Source organism: Paenarthrobacter sp. Y-19, assembly GCF_029223985.1.
Classification (GTDB): domain Bacteria; phylum Actinomycetota; class Actinomycetes; order Actinomycetales; family Micrococcaceae; genus Arthrobacter; species Arthrobacter nicotinovorans.
In genome coordinates this window covers 2,640,672-2,657,091 of sequence record NZ_CP119414.1, presented here as the reverse complement: position 1 = coordinate 2,657,091, position 16,420 = coordinate 2,640,672, and the positions used below count along the sequence as shown (strand labels likewise).

Genomic DNA, 16,420 nt, shown 5'->3' with positions numbered 1-16,420 from the left:
CCTCTTGATTCTATGGTGCACCCCATGGCCCGTCCACAGGGGTGAATATGCCACCAGCGAAATATAGGAGAAACATGGATTGTTGCCTCGTTGAGAGGCATCTAGGCGGCCCAGCAAGCGCAGACCTTAGCCTTTCAGGAAGCTCCCAGCGAACGTCCCCTTTTGTTCCAGTTATTGGGTACATAGTTGTTGAAGACGAGGACGAAAGGAAGACCCATGACGGAGAACCCAGCGCAGGGCAACGGACCGGAAGGCCGAGAGCCATCACAGCCCCATGCAACGTCGGGCCAGCATAATGATGCCAGCGGGCACAACGATGGCGCCCAGCAGCAACCTGCCTGGACTTCAGGGCAAAACCAGGGCGCGGATGGCGCGTCCCAGGCCACGACGCCCCTGCCGGCGTTCCAGCCGCAGGCCCAGGACCAGCAGCAGGACCAGCAGCAGGGCCATGGTCAGCAGCAAGGCCAGCCGCAGAACCAGCAGCCCTACTACGGCACTCCACAGCATCAGGATCCGGCGCAGCGCCCCAACTACCCGCAGCACCAGCCCTTCTACGGTGGCGGAGCAAACCCGGGCGGCAACAACCCCGGCCCACAGTTCCAGAGCACCCAGGGCCAGCACCCCCATGGTCAGCACCCCCAGGGCCAGCACGCTCAGGGAGTCCAGCACGCGACCGTAACCACCAAACGCAAGCCCGCGTTCGGAGTGGGAACACTTGTGGCGAGCATGCTCGCAGCGGGCCTCATTGGCGGTGGAGTTGTCGCGGGCAGCAACGCGTTGTGGGACAACCCCGCTCCGGCAGCGTCCACGGGTGGCCAGTCCAGCACCGTCATCGTGAACAACAAGGATGATGTCAACGTGATCACCGCCGCGGCCGCCAAGGCTTCACCCAGCGTGGTCACCATCAAGGCCACCAGCGGAAATGAAGGCGGAACCGGATCCGGAGTCATCCTGGACGATCAGGGCCATATCCTCACCAACACCCACGTCGTGACATTGGATGGCGCTACGTCCAACGCCGCCATCGAGGTCCGTACCAGCGACGGCAAGGTCCTGAAGGCAACCGTTGTCGGAACGGATCCGTTGTCCGACCTCGCCGTCATCAAGGTCAGCGACGCCTCGGGTTTGGTTCCTGCCACCCTGGGTGACTCGTCGAAGATCAACGTGGGGGACACCGCCGTCGCAATCGGTTCGCCCTTGGGCCTGACCGGTACGGTGACGGACGGTATTGTCTCCACCCTCAACCGCACCATCAGCGTGGCTTCTTCGGCAGCGCCGAAGGAGGGCACCGACAATTCGCAGGGCGGCGACCAGGGCTTCCAGTTTGCGCCGCCGAACGGCCAGCAGGGTCAGTCCACCGCCAACGAAGGTTCCATTGCCATCAACGTGATCCAGACGGATGCTGCGATCAACCCGGGCAACTCGGGCGGCGCGTTGGTGAACAGCAAGGGCGAGATCATCGGCGTCAACGTCGCCATTGCATCCGCCGGCAGCGGCACGTCCGATTCGTCGAGCGGCAACATCGGCGTGGGCTTCAGCATCCCTATCAACCATGCCAAGCGCGTGGCCCAGGAAATCATCGATTCCGGAAAGGCCAGCCACGGCCAGTTCGGCGTTTCGGTCCGGGCGAAGTCTGCGACCAGCAGCGACTCAGGGTTCAGCGTGGGCGCGGAGGTTGCCTCGGTGACCTCCGGTTCTGCCGCAGCAAAGGCCGGCATCAAGGTTGGGGACGTCGTCACGAAGTTCGGTGACTACGCTGTCAGCGATCCCAACCAGTTGACTGCAGCGGTGCGGGAGCAGCCTGCAGGCGCCAAGGTCAAGGTCACCATCCAGCGTGGTGGCCAGAGCCAGGAAGTCGAGGTCACCCTCGACGCGGCGCAGCAGTAAGGCCCGGGAGAGGCAAACCATGACGACGGCCGGCACCTTTGAGGTGCGGGCCGTCGTCGTGCCGTCCCGGCGTGGTTCCGCAGGACTGAAACAGGGGTTAACGCTGGGAGTGGTTTTCTGCGGGCAATATGCTTAGCTAGGACGAGCCCACGCGCTGGGCAATTCACGGCCACGCTGTTGCGGTTGGCCGTCCACAAGCATGGAAGGCTGCTTCGAAGACAGTGGAAGAGACATTGAAGATTGTCGTTCTGGTCAAGCACGTCCCGGACGCGCAGTTCGACCGGCATATCACCGGACCTGCCAACACAACCGACCGTGAAGAGAGCATCCTGTCCGAATTGGACGAGTATGCCCTCGAGGCAGCATTGCAGCTGGCCGAGGAACGCGGCGGACCGAAAGCGGGCAACGAGGTCATTGCCCTGAGCATGGGCCCGTCGGGTGCGGTCAACGCGGTCAAGAAGTCGCTGCAGATCGGCGCATATTCGGGAGTCCACCTCAGCGATGACGCTTTGGCAGGCTCGGATGCTGCTGCCACGTCGCTGGCGCTTGCCGCTGCGATCCGGCACCTCTCGGCCGACGGACGTCCGGTGGACCTGGTCCTGACGGGCATGGCATCCACCGACGGTGAGACGTCGCTGGTCCCGGCCCAGCTGGCCGAGCGTTTGTCCCTCCCGCAGGTGACCTTCGCGTCCAGCCTGGAGATCGCGGGCGGTCGGGTCACGGCACGCCGGGACGCAGGTCCCTACTCGGAGACGGTTGAGGCTGCGCTTCCGGCCGTTGTTTCGGTGACTGACCAGATCAACGAGCCCCGCTATCCCAACTTCAAGGGCATCCTGGCGGCCAAGAAGAAAAAGATCACCTCCCTGGCGCTGTCCGACATCGGTGTGGACGCCTCGCAGGTTGGCCTCGCCGGGTCCTGGACCGTGGTTGAGTCCGCCGAAGCACGGCCGCCGCGCACTGCCGGCACCATCATCACCGACGAAGGCGACGCTGGCATCAAGCTGGTCGACTTCCTTGCCGCCCAGAAGCTGCTCTAAAGGGGACCCCAACCATGGCAAATGCACTTGTATTCATTGACAACCCGGGAGCCGCTCTCAAGAAGAGCAGCCTGGAGCTCCTGACCATCGCCCGCTCGCTGGGGGAAACCGCCGTCGCGTTCACCGGCGAGTTGTCCGACGACGTCGCCGCCACCTTGGGTGCCTACGGCGCCACGACGGTCTACCGGCCGTCGACGGACGACCTCGATAACTACCTCGTGGGTCCTAAGGCTGCCTACCTGGCTGCCGCCGCCGCAGCGTCCGGAGCCACGGCTGTCCTGCTCGACAACTCTCCTGAAGGCAAGGAGATCGCCGCCAGGCTTGGCATCAAGCTGAACGCCGGAGTCATCACGGATGTTGTGGGAGTTGAGCCTGACGGCACCGCGCACAAGTCGGTCCTGGCCGGCTCGTACAACACCTCCGCGAAGGCCACAACATCAGTGACGGTCCTTTCGGTCAAGGCCAACAACTTTGAACCCGCACCAGCCGGCGCTGCAGCTGCCCCCGCCACGGCGACGGTGGACGTCCCCGGCGACGCCGTTGCGAATGCGGCCCGTATTTCGGCACGGGCCGAGAAACCGGTCAGCGGCCGCCCGGATCTCAGCGAAGCCAGGATTGTGGTGGCCGGTGGCCGCGGCGTGGACGGCGACTTCGGTCCGTTGGAGGAGCTTGCGGACGCCCTCGGTGCAGCTGTGGGCGCTTCCCGCGCCGCCACGGACGCCGGATGGATCGGCCACGATGCCCAGGTGGGCCAGACCGGTGTCACGGTTTCGCCGCAGCTGTACATTTCCGCCGGGATCTCCGGAGCCATCCAGCAGAAGGCCGGCATGCAGACGTCCAAGGTGATTGTCGCCGTCAACAAGGACGCCGAGTCTCCGGTGTTCGAAATCGCCGACTACGGCATCATCGGTGACCTGTTCAAGGTCATCCCGCAGGCCACGGCCGAAATCAAGAAGCGGAAAGGCTGATCCCTTTGCCCACTGACGCCACGTCAGCAAAGAGCCCGTTCGATGCCTCCACGGAGCGCGTCGAGCGGGTGCTTTGTTTTACTGCCCATCCTGATGACATTGATTTCGGTGCCGCAGGAACCATAGCCGCGTGGACGGCCGCGGGCGTCCAAGTCAGCTATTGCATCATGACCGACGGCGACGCCGGCGGTTTTGATCCCGCGGACCGTGCCAGGATCATTGAGCTCCGGGCCGAGGAGCAGCAACGGGCTGCCGCGCTGGTGGGTGTCACGGATATCCACTATCTGCACGAGCGCGACGGCTATCTGGAACCGTCACACGGCGTCATCAAGCAGGTGGTGAAGCTTATCCGCGAAATCCGCCCGGACATTGTTCTGACCATGCACCCGGAACGCAACTGGGACCGTCTTCAAAAGAGCCACCCCGACCATTTGGCCGCGGGGGAGGCGGTGACCCGGGCGGTATATCCCGCCGTCGAGAATCCGTTCGCGTACCCCGAACTGGCAGAGTCCGGCCTTGCCGCCTACAAGCTTCCGTGGCTGTGGTTCATCTCGAGCCCGGAGTCCAGGGAGAACCATTTTGTGGACGTATCCGCCCATGTGGAGGCCAAGATCGAGGCCATTCGGGTTCACGCCAGCCAGCACCCCGATGTCGCCGGGATGGAGCGGGTGGTCCGGGGAATGATGCTGGCGAATGGAGAGCGGGGCGGCCTCCCTTCGGGAACCAGCGCCGAGGCATTCCACGTGGTGTCGGTGAACGGATCCAGTACCATCGCCGGCTTCTGACGTTGCCGTGGTGTAACCCGTGTCATATGCTTGATCTCGGTTAAATCATATTTATTCGAGGAAGGCAGACTTTGATGGCGAAGACTGCGCAACAACCCGTGCTGGTGATTATGGGAGTCTCCGGCTCAGGGAAGTCCACCGTGGCCGGCGTACTGGCCGGCAAACTGGGATGGGATCTGGCCGAAGGCGACGATCTGCACCCCGAAGCGAACGTAGCCAAGATGCACTCGGGACAGGCGCTCACTGACGAGGACCGCTGGCCCTGGCTCGGCATCATCTCGGAGTGGATCCGAGAGCGTGCTGATGCCGGAGTGCCGGCCATCATTACGTGCTCAGCCCTGAAAAAGAAGTACCGTGACGTGCTCCGGGGCGAAGGTGTGGTGTTCGTGTTCCTGCAGGGAAGCAAGGACAAGATTTCCGACCGTCTCGCTTCCCGGCATGGACACTTCATGCCGCCGTCGCTCCTGGAATCGCAGTTCGACGCGCTGGAGGAACCCACGGAAGACGAGAACTACATCTCGCTGTGCGTTTCGGCCTCTCCTGCCGAAGAAGCTGACGAGGTCATTGAACGCCTGGGGCTGCACCCTTTGACCGGGGACTCCGAAGCGGGCGTTAAGTGATTGCCCTCCAGACGGCAGCGCAAGTGCAGGAATGGACCGGGCACGACACCCAACTGCTTGTGGTGGCGGCGCTGGGCATTGCCCTGATCGTGGTGCTGATCGCCAAGCTCAAGCTTCATCCGTTCCTGGCCCTCGTCCTGGGTTCCGCCTTCGTTGGCCTGGCGTCCGGTGTTGAACTGGGCAAGGTCATCACCAACTTCGAGGACGGTGTGGGAGGTGTCCTCAAGGAGGTCGGGCTGCTGATCGCCCTCGGTGCCATGCTGGGGAAGCTGCTCGCGGATTCCGGCGGGGCGAACCGGGTGGTGGACACCCTGCTTGCCAAGGCAAGCGGCAACAAGCTGGTCTGGATGATCACGCTGGTGGCCGTCATCATCGGCTTGCCGATGTTCTTCGAGATCGGGCTCGTCCTGCTGCTGCCCGTGATTGTGCTGGTGACGCAGCGATCCAAGATGAAACTCATGAGGATCGCGATCCCGGCGCTGGCCGGCCTGTCCGTACTGCATGGGCTTGTGCCTCCGCACCCGGGACCGTTGATCGCCATCAGTGCTGTGAAGGCTGAACTCGGAACTACCCTCGGCCTGGGCATCCTGGTGGCAATCCCCACAGTCATCATCTGTGGCCCGCTGTTTTCGCGTCTGGCTGCACGCTGGGTTCCTGTCGATGCGCCGGCTGTGGCTGGCGGTATTGATACCCAGCACACGACGGACCTCAGCGAGGTCAAGCGCCAGCCTTCGTTCGTGGTCACCCTGCTGACCATCATCTTCCCGGTCGTCCTGATGCTGCTGAAGGCCCTGGGCGGCATCATCTGGCCAAATCCCGACACCGCACCGGCCATCCGGATCTTCTTCGACTTCGTCGGCCAGCCGCTGGTGGCCATGACCCTCGCGGTCCTGGTGGCCATCGTGACCTTCGGCTATGCCGTGGGATTCACGGGCAGCAGGATCACGGCCAAGCTGGGTGAGAGCCTTGGTCCGATTGCTGCGATCCTCTTGATCGTTGGCGCAGGCGGAGGTTTCAAGCAAACGCTGATCGGTGCCGGTGTGGGTGACGCGGTGAAGAAATGGGCCGAGGGCGCCAACATGTCCGTCCTGGTGCTGGGCTTCATCGTTGCCGTAGCGCTTCGCCTCGCAACCGGTTCCGCCACGGTGGCAACCGTGACAGCTGCGGGCATTGTGGCGCCGCTGGCCAGCAGCCTGAGTCCGACCCATGCGGCGTTGCTCGCGTTGGCAATCGGTGCGGGTTCGCTGTTCCTGTCCCACGTCAATGATGCGGGGTTCTGGCTGGTCAAGGAGCTCTTCGGGCTCACCGTAGGCCAGACCTTCAAAACGTGGTCCGTGATGGAGACGCTAATTTCCGTAGTCGGATTCGGCTTCGTGATGCTCCTGTCGCTGGTGTTGTAGCTCCAGGAACCAGCCGGCAAACAATGACGGCGGCCGTCCCCAAGGTGGGACGGCCGCCGTCGTGCATTAATTCCTTGCGCCTCAGGCGCTGAGGGCGACCACCAGGACCGGAGCGCTCGTGGGAGCCTGCGACCCGCCGGCCGGTTCAACGGTGATGGCAACGGACGACGCCGAAGACAAGCCCTTCACCACCGCCGGCTTCGAGAGCGTCTGGGCGTCCATGGTGCCCTGCGGAACCGGCGCGGAGCCGTCCTTGGGCAGCGTCCACAGCTGGTAGACCTTGCCTTCAGGAGCGGGGGCCACCCCGTCCATCAGGACCACGAACGAATCCTTGGCCGATGACGCGGAAATCGTGGCAGTACCGCCGCCGGGAACAGGGGCGGACTGCTTCTGCACATCCTGCGCCTGCAGGACCTGGTTGACGGGATCGTTCTGCGCCGAGACATAAGCGCCCACGCCGATTCCGCCAAGGCCGATCACTGCGGCTGCCGCCACTCCCACGATCCAGCGGCGTGCACCGCCGGCCCGCTGCCGCTCTTCGCGTTTGGCCCTCGCCGCTGCGAGGTCGTCGACGGCGGGACTCACCGCGGCCGGTGCCGCCGGTTCCGCAGCTGCCGGGGCCGTTGCCTCCTGGGTTATCCGTTCCATGATGTTCCCGAAGAGGCCTGCGGGAGGCTCGTCCTGGGCGGTGAAGCTCACCGCCAGGGTTTCGCGTGCCTCGCGGACCCGCTGGAAGAACTCGGCTCCCTCGGGAGCGTCCTTGACGTAGTCGTCAATCATGGCCCGTTCGTCGTCACTGACGGCGTCCAGGGCGTAGATCTCAGCGAGTTCGAGCACTCGGCCCTCAGCGAGATCTGTAGCGATGTCGTTGGCAAACATTCTGCGGATAAAGCCTCCACCGGTGTTCTCAGTCATATCAGCCCACCCCCAGGCAGGTCTTCAGGCGCAGCAATCCGTCGCGGATGCGCGATTTGATGGTTGGCACGGCCGCGCCGAGATGTTCAGCCACTTCCCGGTAGGTCAGCCCGCCGTAGTAGGCCAGACGGACGGATTCACGCTGGGTGTCCGTCAAGGTGCCGAGGCAGCGGCTGACGGCTTCGGCCTCGAGGTTGCTGTCTGCTTCCTCGGCCACCAGGTCCCGGTCCAGGTCCTGGCTCGCGGCGCCGTAGCGGGCCTCGCGGTCTGTGGCTGCCTGGACAGCCCGCACACGGTCGATGGCCCGGCGATGGGCGATGGTCATGAGCCACGCAAGCGGCGTTCCCGCGCTGCGGTCGAAATTGGCCGCACCCTGCCACACCTGGATGTAAACCTCCTGGGTGGCGTCCTCACTGAGGTCCGGGTCTATGAGCACGCGCCTGGCCATGCCGAAAACACGCCGCGAGGTCAGTGCATAGAACTCGGCGAATGCCTGCTGGTCTCTTGCTGCCACCAGCTCAAGCAGGCCGGTCAACTGCGTGTTGAGGTCAGTGGCAGTGCTGGTAGCTTCGAAGACCGGTGGGCCGGGGTTGTTGGGGGTGTCCATTACAGTCCAGCATATGTTGTCGCGTCTGAATCCGGCAGCACTGCGGGGTCGCGTTGCGGGTGCGGCGATATGGCCGTGTTGTGTTAAGGCCCTGGTCTGCAACGCGCTCACGGAGGCTCCCTCAATGAATGTCCCTGACAGGATTGTCCCTGCGTAAGGTATTCGGTGCTGTGGCCGCCGTGGATGGGCTACACCTTGGCGCCGGCAAAACCGTTCTGCCGCCATGCCTCGAAAACGGCGATGGAGGCGGCATTGGCAAGGTTGAGCGAGCGCAACGACGGCCTCATGGGGAGCCGTACCCGCGCAGTGACATGCGGGTCCCGTTTGAGCCATTCCGGCAGGCCCACGGATTCGGGTCCGAACATCAGCACATCACCAGGGCGGTAGTCGATGTCTGTATAGGACGTCTCGCCGTCGGAGGTATAGGCGAAGACCCTCTCGGGCTGCAGGGCTTCCCAGGCGGCCTCGATGTCTTTGTGGACTGTGACGACAGCGAGGTCGTGGTAGTCCAGGCCGGCCCGCCGAAGCTTGGCATCGGAAAAGTCGAAACCGAGGGGCTCCACCAAGTGAAGCTCGGCGCCCGTAATGGCGGCGAGCCGAATGGCGTTGCCGGTATTGCCCGGGATTTCTGGAGTGTGGAAGAGGATGCGGAACACCGTCCCATCTTAGTCAGGCGTGTGTTGGACACCTGACACAGGCCGGGAGCCAGGGCATGCCAAGAGCTAGTGCATACCCCGAAGCAGCCTGGCCAACACGGGAACCACAACCGTGTTGGGCGCGGGTCCCGAACCCAGGAATTGCTTCAGGCCACGGACAAGACCTGCGCCGTTGACAATCTCGACGGCGCTGCCCTGGCCCTTGCCGTAATGATCAATGACGGGCTCATGCAGGTTGCCGTCGGGGCTGTGCAGGACTACCCAGCCAGTGACGTTCAACTCCGGGAAGATGTCCTGCATGTGGCGGACAATGTGGGCCAGTTGCGGGGGAGCGACCGAGCGGCCGCCATGGCGCAATGACTGTCCGTCCCAGGCGTATGCGCCCTTGGGCAGCAGCATGGAACCAACCAATGCCAGCCTGTAGCCGGACAGGACGGCGTGGTCGATGTGGTTGTTGTCCGACGGCGAGCGCAGGCCGTTTATCAGCCGGGCGGCCGGCATGGCCGGAAGGACCTGCCGGCTGATGAGCTGCACCGTGCGCATTTCCCGTTGGATGCGGGCCTCGGCGCCGAAGATTCCGCGTTTGCGGGGTAGGCCGTGGACTTGTTGGGCCGCTTCGGCTGCCGAAACAAGGGGGACTTCGTTGGGGTCGTCGAAGGCGGGAACGTAGACCGGTGGATCGCCGGCAGTGTTGCGCTGCGTTGGAGGCCGCTTGACGTTGGTGCTTGCCGATGGTCCTGGCGCCGCCGTGCCCGAATAGTCTCCGGGCCGGGCCTGGGCGCGTTCGGTGGTACCGCTGGCATAACGGCGATCGTACTCGGCCCTGCGCCGGGGGTCGATGAGTGTCTCGTACGCGAGGGTTACGCGCCGGAACATCTCTGCCTCTCCACCGTGATCGGGGTGGGCTTTCCGGGCAGCCTTGCGGTAGGCCACTTTGATCTCTTTGTCCGTCGCGGTGACGGCTACTCGGAGAACCTGATAGTGCGAACTGCTGCCCTCGGCCAAGCACGGGCCCTTCTCTAGTGATGACGGCCGCTCCATCGGGGCGGTATTGGCAAGTTTATCCAGCCACTATGTGAACGTCGGCACGGGGGCGCGTGGTTCCCCGGCTGGCATAATTCGGGCTGTGACTCCTCCGGAACGTTCCCGGCCCTCCGTGGCGCAAGGAAAGATTGTGCTGGCCGTAAACCCGGCGGCTTCTTTTGGCAGGTCCCGCGGGGCGGGGGACGAGGCCGCAGGGTACTTTCGCGCCGCCGGTTGGACCGTCGTCGTTCTTCAGGCCGGCGGCTATGAGCCCTTGGGTGCGCTGGTGCGACAGGCGCTGTCCTCTGATGAGGAGGTGGCGGCGCTGGTAGTGGTAGGTGGTGACGGAATGATCCACTTGGGCGTCAACGCGCTGGTAGGCCTGGAGGTGCCGCTCGGGATCATTCCCAGTGGAACGGGCAATGACGTGGCCAGGCTTTTGGCTTTACCGTTGAACAGTCCCGCTGGTGCGTGCCGGCGGGTCCTGGACGCCTTTGCGGCGGGCGGACGGAGGGTCGACGTCGGCAGGGTCAGGGCGGGAGGGAAGACCACCTATTTCGCGGGGGTGCTGTCGGCCGGGTTCGATGCCGCAGTGAACGAGCGCGCCAACTCCTGGCGCTGGCCGCGGGGGAAAAGCCGTTACAACCTGGCCATGCTGAGGGAGCTTGGGTCTTTTCGCCGGATTGAATACAGGGTCTGTGCTGACGGTGTGAGTTGGAACCAGCGGGCGTTGCTTATTTCCGTGGCAAACGGGCAATCCATCGGCGGTGGCATGCGCATCACCCCGGATGCCTTGCCGGATGATGGCTGGCTTGATCTCTTCGTGGTGGAGCCGTTGTCGCGGCTGAAATTCCTTTCCATTTTTCCGAAGGTCTTTGCGGGCAGGCACACGGGCAGGCGCGAGGTGATGATCCGCCGCGTCCGGGAGGTCCGGTTGGAGGCAGAGGGAGTGGTGGCCTACGCGGACGGTGAACGGCTTGCCGCGTTGCCGGTGGACATCGATGTCCTTCCGCTTGCGCTGCACGTCCTTGCCTAGATTGCCTTGCCCAAGCGGAGGATTCCTTGCGGGCGGCTAGACTCGGACGCGGCAGGGCGCAGTCAGGCGGCAGGGCATAGAGGCGGGAGCATCAGGTGGCGTTTAGCGTTCGACGGCGGCTGGCGGGGTCACTTGCCCTGGGAACCGTGGGCGTCTTGCTCGCTTCCTGCAGCGTGAACGTACCCGACCCTTCAGCGCCGAAACCGGCGCCGTCGCAATCCACTCTCGCCACTCCAACCATCACGCCAGGGCATGATGCAGAGGCCGTGGCCGCGAAGGACTTGCCGTTGGCGGCGGGGGGCACTTTGGCTCCCGGTGATCCCGTGACGGTGTCGAGCAAGCTGGAGGAGGTGCCGGGCTGGTCCGTGGTGCACTCAGGCCTCCAGGGCGAGGCCCGGTTCAAGAAAACAGACGGGTGCACGCTCGCAGCACGTGTCAGCGTCAACCAGGGCCCCTTGGTTGTGGCAGGTGACGATGTTGCCTCCACCAAGGGACTCTTTCATTATCTTGATGCGGGAATTGACGTGGAGAAACTGAAGCCTGCCACATTGCGATGGGGTCAGGACTCCGATAAACCGGTTCGCAGCGTGGAGTTCCTGGCGTTGGAGTCCTCCGCAGCCTCAGGCGGCAGTCCAGTGGTGGTGCTGGCCAGGCTTTTCAGCGCTCCCGCATCTTCGGTGTATATCTCGCTGGCCTGTCCGGATGACGCTTCCTTGGCCAAGGCCCGGGCCGAGGTCGAGACGAAGCTGGCAGTGGTTCCGCCGTCGTAGTGGGACGACACTGAGCGCCGGGGCGCGGCATCGGTAGAATGGCAAGGTGCCTGTATACCTCGACCATGCCGCCACCACGCCGCTTTCGGCGGAAGCGCTCGCCGTCATGACACGCGAGTTGGCGAAGACGGGAAACCCGTCCTCCCTCCACGGTGCCGGCCGCAGGGCGCGGCGCGCCGTCGAGGACGCCCGCGAAACGCTCGCCGCCGCGGCGGGGGCCCATCCTTCGGAAGTCATCTTCACTTCGGGTGGGACAGAAGCCGACAACCTGGCCGTCAAGGGACTTTACTGGGCCCGCCGTGACGAAAACCGCCGCCGGACCCGGATACTCTGCTCCGCCGTCGAGCATCATGCGGTCATGGACACCGTCGAATGGCTTGAGCGCCACGAAGGGGCGGACGTTACGTGGCTTCCTGTGGACAGCGAAGGCGCGGTCCGGCTTGACGTCGTCCAAAAGGAGATTAGCCGGGATCCCGAATCGGTTGCCCTGGTAACGGTCATGTGGGCCAACAATGAGGTTGGCACCATCCAGCCGGTCGCCGACATCGTGGAGCTTGCCAGGCCCCACGGCATTCCGGTCCACTCGGATGCGGTGCAGGCTTTCGGATCCGTTCCCGTCGATTTCCGGGCCTCGGGACTGTCTGCCATGTCCGTCTCGGGACACAAGCTGGGCGGTCCCGTCGGTGTTGGTGCACTGTTCCTTGGCAGGGCGGTGAAGCTGACTCCTGTCCAGCACGGGGGAGGGCAGGAGCGGGACGTACGCTCGGGCACTTTGGACACCCCCGCGGTCGCCGCCTTCGCCGCTGCAGCAGAAGCCGTCACCGCAAAGCTGCCGGAGGAGCGGGATCGACTGGCGGCGTTGCGTGACCATCTCATCCGGGGAGTCCTTGAAGCTGTTCCAGACGCCGTGCTCCGTGGCGCCACGGGTGAGCGCCGGCTTCCCGGCAACGCCCACTTCACCTTCCCTGGCTGCGAAGGCGATTCACTGCTGTTCCTGCTTGACCTGGCAGGCGTTGAGTCCTCAACGGGTTCGGCGTGCACGGCCGGAGTGCCGCGGCCCTCGCACGTCCTGCTCGCGATGGGACTGGACGAGGACACCGCCCGTGGTGCCCAGCGCTTCACGCTGGGACACACGTCCACTGAAGCTGATGTTGAAGCCCTTCTGAAAGCACTTCCGGAAGCTTGCTCCAGGGCGCGGCAAGCAGGGATGGCAGGTCATGAGTCCTCCATCCAGACAGCGGCGACTGTCGCCCGGCAGGGTGTGGCTTAAGCCGCCACTACCGTCGCGTGACCCGGGCAGGAATTCGTCGAGGGGAATGTCCGGGTCGTTGGCGAGCCGGCTCGTATGTGATCGATGCCTGCACCCTGTTGGACGGTGCAGAGGGTACATTCTGAAGACATGACAGAGATCCGCTGGTTGGAAGCGTTTGTCGCCGTCGCCGAAGAACTGCATTTCGGCCGTGCCGCGCAGCGCCTGCATACTTCACAGTCACCGCTGAGCCAGACGATCCGGAAGCTCGAGGCGGACCTGGGGTCCCGCCTTTTTGAACGCAACACCCGCAGCGTTGCCTTGACATCTGCCGGGTATGCCCTTTTGCCGCGCGCGTACCGGGTACTTCAGGAAATGCGTCTGGCCCGGGAAGCAGCCCAGGCCGAAATTGAAGGCGTCAGGGGCAACATCAGGATCGGATTCTCCGGAGCGGTCAACCATCTGACCCTCCCGCCACTGACCCGTGCCGTGAGGAGGCGCCATCCGGACATCACGATGGACCTCACCAGCAGTGTCCGCACCACGGACGGATTGGCCAGCGTGGCAAACGGCACGTTGGACCTCGCCTTTGTCGGCCTTCCTGACGCTCCCGTCCCCGGGGTGGTGACGCGGCTGGTTGCAAGCGAGGAAGTCGGCGCGGTAGTGCCATTGGATCATCCGCTGGCGCAGGAACAATCCATCCCTTTGCAGGCACTGGCGTCCGATGACTTCATCTCTCCGCCACTGGATGGTTCGTCCTCCATGACCGAAGTGATGCTCGCATCCTGCATGGCGGCCGGCTTCCGCCCGCGTATCGTCCAGGAGCTCTCGGACCCCTACATGGTGCTGACGTTCGTGGCCGCAGGAGTGGGGGTGACACTCATGAGCAACGGGATATCCGGGATCATCCCCTCCGGCGCCACCTACATTGCCTTGGAGCCGCCACGGCACTTCATGAATCACTCCATCGCGTGGTCGGAGGACAACGATTCCTCCGTGCTTGCGGCCGTGCTCGCAATCATCGAAGAGATATTCCCGGAGATCCCAAGGCCACCGCACGCCATTTAGTTGGTTTTCAGCATAGTTATAGATCAATTTAGTCGTGGACACACTAAGTGATCGCCCCCACACTGGATGGAGAAGCCGCACCAAGCGCGGCAAACCGTTCCGCAGCCGGCCCGCCCGACGCTGCCAACGGTCCCGTTACCAGAAGGGAACATCATGTCAGTGTCGACATCGGCGCCAGCACAAACCAAGAACAACGCGAAAATCGCAGCAGTTTCAGGGTTCGTTGGCAGCGCACTTGAGTACTACGATTTCTTCATTTTCGGCTCTGCGGCAGCCCTGATCTTCGGCAAGCTGTTTTTCGCACCCGGCCCCTCGGCGATGCTGCTGTCTTTCGCCACCGTTGGGGTTGCCTACATCGCCCGCCCGCTGGGTGCGGTGATCTGCGGCCACCTGGGTGACAAATTCGGCCGCAAAAGGATCCTGCTGCTCACCCTCCTGCTCATGGGCGCTTCAACGTTCCTCATCGGCTGCCTGCCCACGTACAACGACATCGGAATGGCTGCGCCGATCCTGGTTGTGGCCCTCCGTCTCATCCAGGGCCTGTCCGCTGGCGGTGAATCACCGGGCTCAAGCTCCCTCACCCTTGAGCACGCACCCGAAAACAAGCGGGCTTTCTACACCAGCTGGACCATGAGCGGAATCATGTTCGGCATCGTCCTCTCCACCCTGGTGTTCATTCCCGTCGCGTCGATGCCGGAAGACCAGTTGCTTGCGTGGGGCTGGCGCGTCCCGTTCCTCGCCAGCGCTGTCGTTACGGTCATTGCCTTCGTACTCAGGCGGCTGCTGGAAGAGCCTCCCGTTTTCGAGGAAGCCAAAGCCCAGGACGAAGTCGTCAAGGTTCCGCTCGTCACGCTGTTCCGGCACCACTGGATCACAGTCACCCGCGTCACCGCGATGTCGTTGTTCACCATCATCAACACCATCATCAACGTCTTTGCCCTGTCCTACGCCACCTCCGTCGTCGGCGTTGACAAGGGCCTGATGCTGACAGTCATTGCCGTCGCCAACCTTGCCGCTGTGGCCATGGGCCCATTGGCCGGCATCCTCTCGGACCGGATCGGCCGCAAACCCGTTTTCGTCTCCGGCCTGGTGCTGCAGATCGGCATGATCTTCCTGTTCTTCATGGCATTGTCCGCAGCAAACCTTCCGCTGATCTTCGTCACGGGGATCCTCCTGATCGGCGTTGCGTACACCTGGTCCAACTCCATCTACCCCGCATACTTCCCGGAGCAGTTCCCGGTCAAGGTCCGCTACTCCGGCATGGCCATCAGCCTGATGTTCGGACTGCTCCTGGCAGGATTCGCACCCGTCATCTCCGAATTGCTGATCGGTGGCGACAAAGCCAACTGGGTTCCCGTCGCAACATTCGCCGCCGTGGCCTGCACCATTTCGGCCGTCGCCGCGCTGCTGGCACCGGAGACGTTCAAGACGCCCACGGCCATGCTGGGACTGAAGAAGACAACCCCTGCCGCAATTGCCGATAAGTCACGGGCATGAACCAGCGAACACTGGCGGACCCCCGGGGATTCCGGCACGACGGCGATGGCAACCATCGGTTCCTGGTTGGTTTGCTTGGCTCAGGGATTGCCGGGTCCCTCACTCCGGGCCTGCACGAGACGGAAGCCGACCGGTTGGGACTTAACTACACCTATCGCGTCATCGATCTGGACGTCATAGGACAAGCCGCGGAAAACTCTGCAGCGCTCGTCAGGCAGGCAGCCGATCTGGGATTCGACGGCCTGAATGTCACCCATCCGAGCAAACAGCTGGTGCAGGACGGCCTGGACGAACTCTCCGCGGAAGCCCGGATCCTCGGTGCCGTCAACACCATCACCTTTCACCAAGGCAAGGCCGTCGGGCACAACACAGATCACACCGGTTTCATCGCGGGTCTCCAAGCCGGCCTCCCAACGGCTGCCACCGATGCCGTAGTGCTTCTCGGGGCTGGGGGAGCCGGGGCAGCGGTGGCCTTCGGTCTGCTCCGCAACGGAACCAGGCACTTGGTGATCTCCGACATTGAGCCGGCCAGGGCCGAAGCCCTTGCCCTTCGGTTGTCCCCGCACTTTCCGGACAGCCGGCTATCGGTGGACGGAACGGATGCCGTCGCCGGAAGCATCAGGACAGCCACCGGTTTGGTGAACTCAACGCCGATCGGCATGACGGGCCACCCTGGACTGCCCATCGACCCCGATGTGATCCACTCCCGGCTGTGGGTAGCCGACGTAATCTACAGGCCGCTCGAAACCGAACTGATCAAGGCAGCCCGTGCCAAGGGCTGCAAAGTCCTGGACGGCGGCCGCATGGTGGTGGGCCAGGCTGCCGCAGCCTTCGAGCTCTTCACCGGCATTCCCGCCGACGCCGAGGGCATGCTGGCCACGTTTCGACGGGAGGTCAGTTAG

The 16,420-nt window shown here is 63.9% G+C and carries 16 protein-coding genes; 12 read left to right on the top strand and 4 right to left on the bottom strand.

Features of this window, described 5'->3' with window-relative positions:
- Positions 1–216: 216 nt before the first annotated feature.
- From PYR64_RS12430 to PYR64_RS12405, 6 genes are all read left to right on the top strand, one after another.
- Entirely contained in the window at positions 217–1,887 is a 1,671-nt protein-coding gene (locus PYR64_RS12430; protein ID WP_275775503.1) for a trypsin-like peptidase domain-containing protein, read from the top strand.
- A 233-nt stretch (positions 1,888–2,120) separates the two neighbouring features.
- A complete protein-coding gene (locus tag PYR64_RS12425) occupies positions 2,121–2,924 on the top strand; it encodes an electron transfer flavoprotein subunit beta/FixA family protein (RefSeq protein WP_035733182.1) in 804 nt (267 codons plus the stop codon).
- Positions 2,925–2,938: 14 nt separating this feature from the next.
- On the top strand, positions 2,939–3,892 hold the full coding sequence (locus PYR64_RS12420; RefSeq protein WP_275775500.1) for an electron transfer flavoprotein subunit alpha/FixB family protein: 954 nt from the start codon (positions 2,939–2,941) through the stop codon (positions 3,890–3,892).
- Positions 3,893–3,897: 5 nt separating this feature from the next.
- Positions 3,898–4,677: a PIG-L deacetylase family protein gene (locus PYR64_RS12415; protein WP_039242164.1), complete on the top strand. Its 780-nt coding sequence runs from the start codon at positions 3,898–3,900 to the stop codon at positions 4,675–4,677.
- A gap of 74 nt (positions 4,678–4,751) precedes the next feature.
- Entirely contained in the window at positions 4,752–5,297 is a 546-nt protein-coding gene (locus PYR64_RS12410; protein WP_064721671.1) for a gluconokinase, read from the top strand.
- Positions 5,294–6,697: a gluconate:H+ symporter gene (locus tag PYR64_RS12405; RefSeq protein WP_052247237.1), complete on the top strand. Its 1,404-nt coding sequence runs from the start codon at positions 5,294–5,296 to the stop codon at positions 6,695–6,697. The genes PYR64_RS12410 and PYR64_RS12405 overlap by 4 nt, the downstream gene beginning before the upstream one ends.
- Positions 6,698–6,778: 81 nt before the next feature.
- Here PYR64_RS12405 and PYR64_RS12400 read toward each other — a convergent pair whose 3' ends face one another.
- From PYR64_RS12400 to PYR64_RS12385, 4 genes are all read right to left on the bottom strand, one after another.
- Positions 6,779–7,612 carry an anti-sigma factor gene (locus PYR64_RS12400; protein WP_275775496.1) on the bottom strand — a complete coding sequence of 278 codons (834 nt, stop codon included), beginning with the start codon at positions 7,610–7,612 and terminating at the stop codon, positions 6,779–6,781.
- 1 nt (position 7,613) lies between these two features.
- A complete protein-coding gene (gene sigK / locus PYR64_RS12395; RefSeq protein WP_018776475.1) occupies positions 7,614–8,219 on the bottom strand; it encodes an ECF RNA polymerase sigma factor SigK in 606 nt (201 codons plus the stop codon).
- Between the two features lie 188 nt (positions 8,220–8,407).
- On the bottom strand, positions 8,408–8,875 hold the full coding sequence (locus tag PYR64_RS12390; RefSeq protein ID WP_039242162.1) for a tRNA (cytidine(34)-2'-O)-methyltransferase: 468 nt from the start codon (positions 8,873–8,875) through the stop codon (positions 8,408–8,410).
- Positions 8,876–8,941: 66 nt separating this feature from the next.
- Positions 8,942–9,880, bottom strand: a complete 939-nt coding sequence (locus tag PYR64_RS12385) for a J domain-containing protein (RefSeq protein ID WP_275775492.1) — start codon at positions 9,878–9,880, stop codon at positions 8,942–8,944.
- Between the two features lie 121 nt (positions 9,881–10,001).
- Here PYR64_RS12385 and PYR64_RS12380 point away from each other — a divergent pair, with 121 nt between their 5' ends.
- The 6 genes from PYR64_RS12380 to PYR64_RS12355 all read left to right on the top strand — a co-directional run bounded on the left by PYR64_RS12380 (position 10,002) and on the right by PYR64_RS12355 (position 16,420).
- Positions 10,002–10,934, top strand: a complete 933-nt coding sequence (locus tag PYR64_RS12380) for a diacylglycerol kinase family protein (RefSeq protein WP_275775490.1) — start codon at positions 10,002–10,004, stop codon at positions 10,932–10,934.
- A 95-nt stretch (positions 10,935–11,029) separates the two neighbouring features.
- Entirely contained in the window at positions 11,030–11,704 is a 675-nt protein-coding gene (locus PYR64_RS12375; protein WP_275775488.1) for a hypothetical protein, read from the top strand.
- Positions 11,705–11,750: 46 nt separating this feature from the next.
- A complete protein-coding gene (locus PYR64_RS12370) occupies positions 11,751–12,974 on the top strand; it encodes a cysteine desulfurase family protein (protein WP_275775487.1) in 1,224 nt (407 codons plus the stop codon).
- A gap of 129 nt (positions 12,975–13,103) precedes the next feature.
- Positions 13,104–14,021: a LysR substrate-binding domain-containing protein gene (locus tag PYR64_RS12365; RefSeq protein WP_275775485.1), complete on the top strand. Its 918-nt coding sequence runs from the start codon at positions 13,104–13,106 to the stop codon at positions 14,019–14,021.
- A 153-nt stretch (positions 14,022–14,174) separates the two neighbouring features.
- Positions 14,175–15,518, top strand: a complete 1,344-nt coding sequence (locus PYR64_RS12360) for an MFS transporter (protein WP_275775483.1) — start codon at positions 14,175–14,177, stop codon at positions 15,516–15,518.
- Positions 15,515–16,420 carry a shikimate dehydrogenase gene (locus tag PYR64_RS12355; RefSeq protein ID WP_275775481.1) on the top strand — a complete coding sequence of 302 codons (906 nt, stop codon included), beginning with the start codon at positions 15,515–15,517 and terminating at the stop codon, positions 16,418–16,420. Before PYR64_RS12360 ends, PYR64_RS12355 begins: the two co-directional genes overlap by 4 nt.

Coding starts and splice junctions, on each gene's coding strand:
- PYR64_RS12430 (WP_275775503.1), top strand. CDS start 217: ATGACGGAGAACCCAGCGCAGGGCAACGGACCGGAAGGCCGAGAGCCA.
- PYR64_RS12420 (WP_275775500.1), top strand. CDS start 2,939: ATGGCAAATGCACTTGTATTCATTGACAACCCGGGAGCCGCTCTCAAG.
- PYR64_RS12410 (WP_064721671.1), top strand. CDS start 4,752: ATGGCGAAGACTGCGCAACAACCCGTGCTGGTGATTATGGGAGTCTCC.
- sigK (WP_018776475.1), bottom strand. CDS start 8,219: ATGGACACCCCCAACAACCCCGGCCCACCGGTCTTCGAAGCTACCAGC.
- PYR64_RS12365 (WP_275775485.1), top strand. CDS start 13,104: ATGACAGAGATCCGCTGGTTGGAAGCGTTTGTCGCCGTCGCCGAAGAA.
- PYR64_RS12355 (WP_275775481.1), top strand. CDS start 15,515: ATGAACCAGCGAACACTGGCGGACCCCCGGGGATTCCGGCACGACGGC.
- PYR64_RS12360 (WP_275775483.1), top strand. CDS start 14,175: ATGTCAGTGTCGACATCGGCGCCAGCACAAACCAAGAACAACGCGAAA.
- PYR64_RS12400 (WP_275775496.1), bottom strand. CDS start 7,612: ATGACTGAGAACACCGGTGGAGGCTTTATCCGCAGAATGTTTGCCAAC.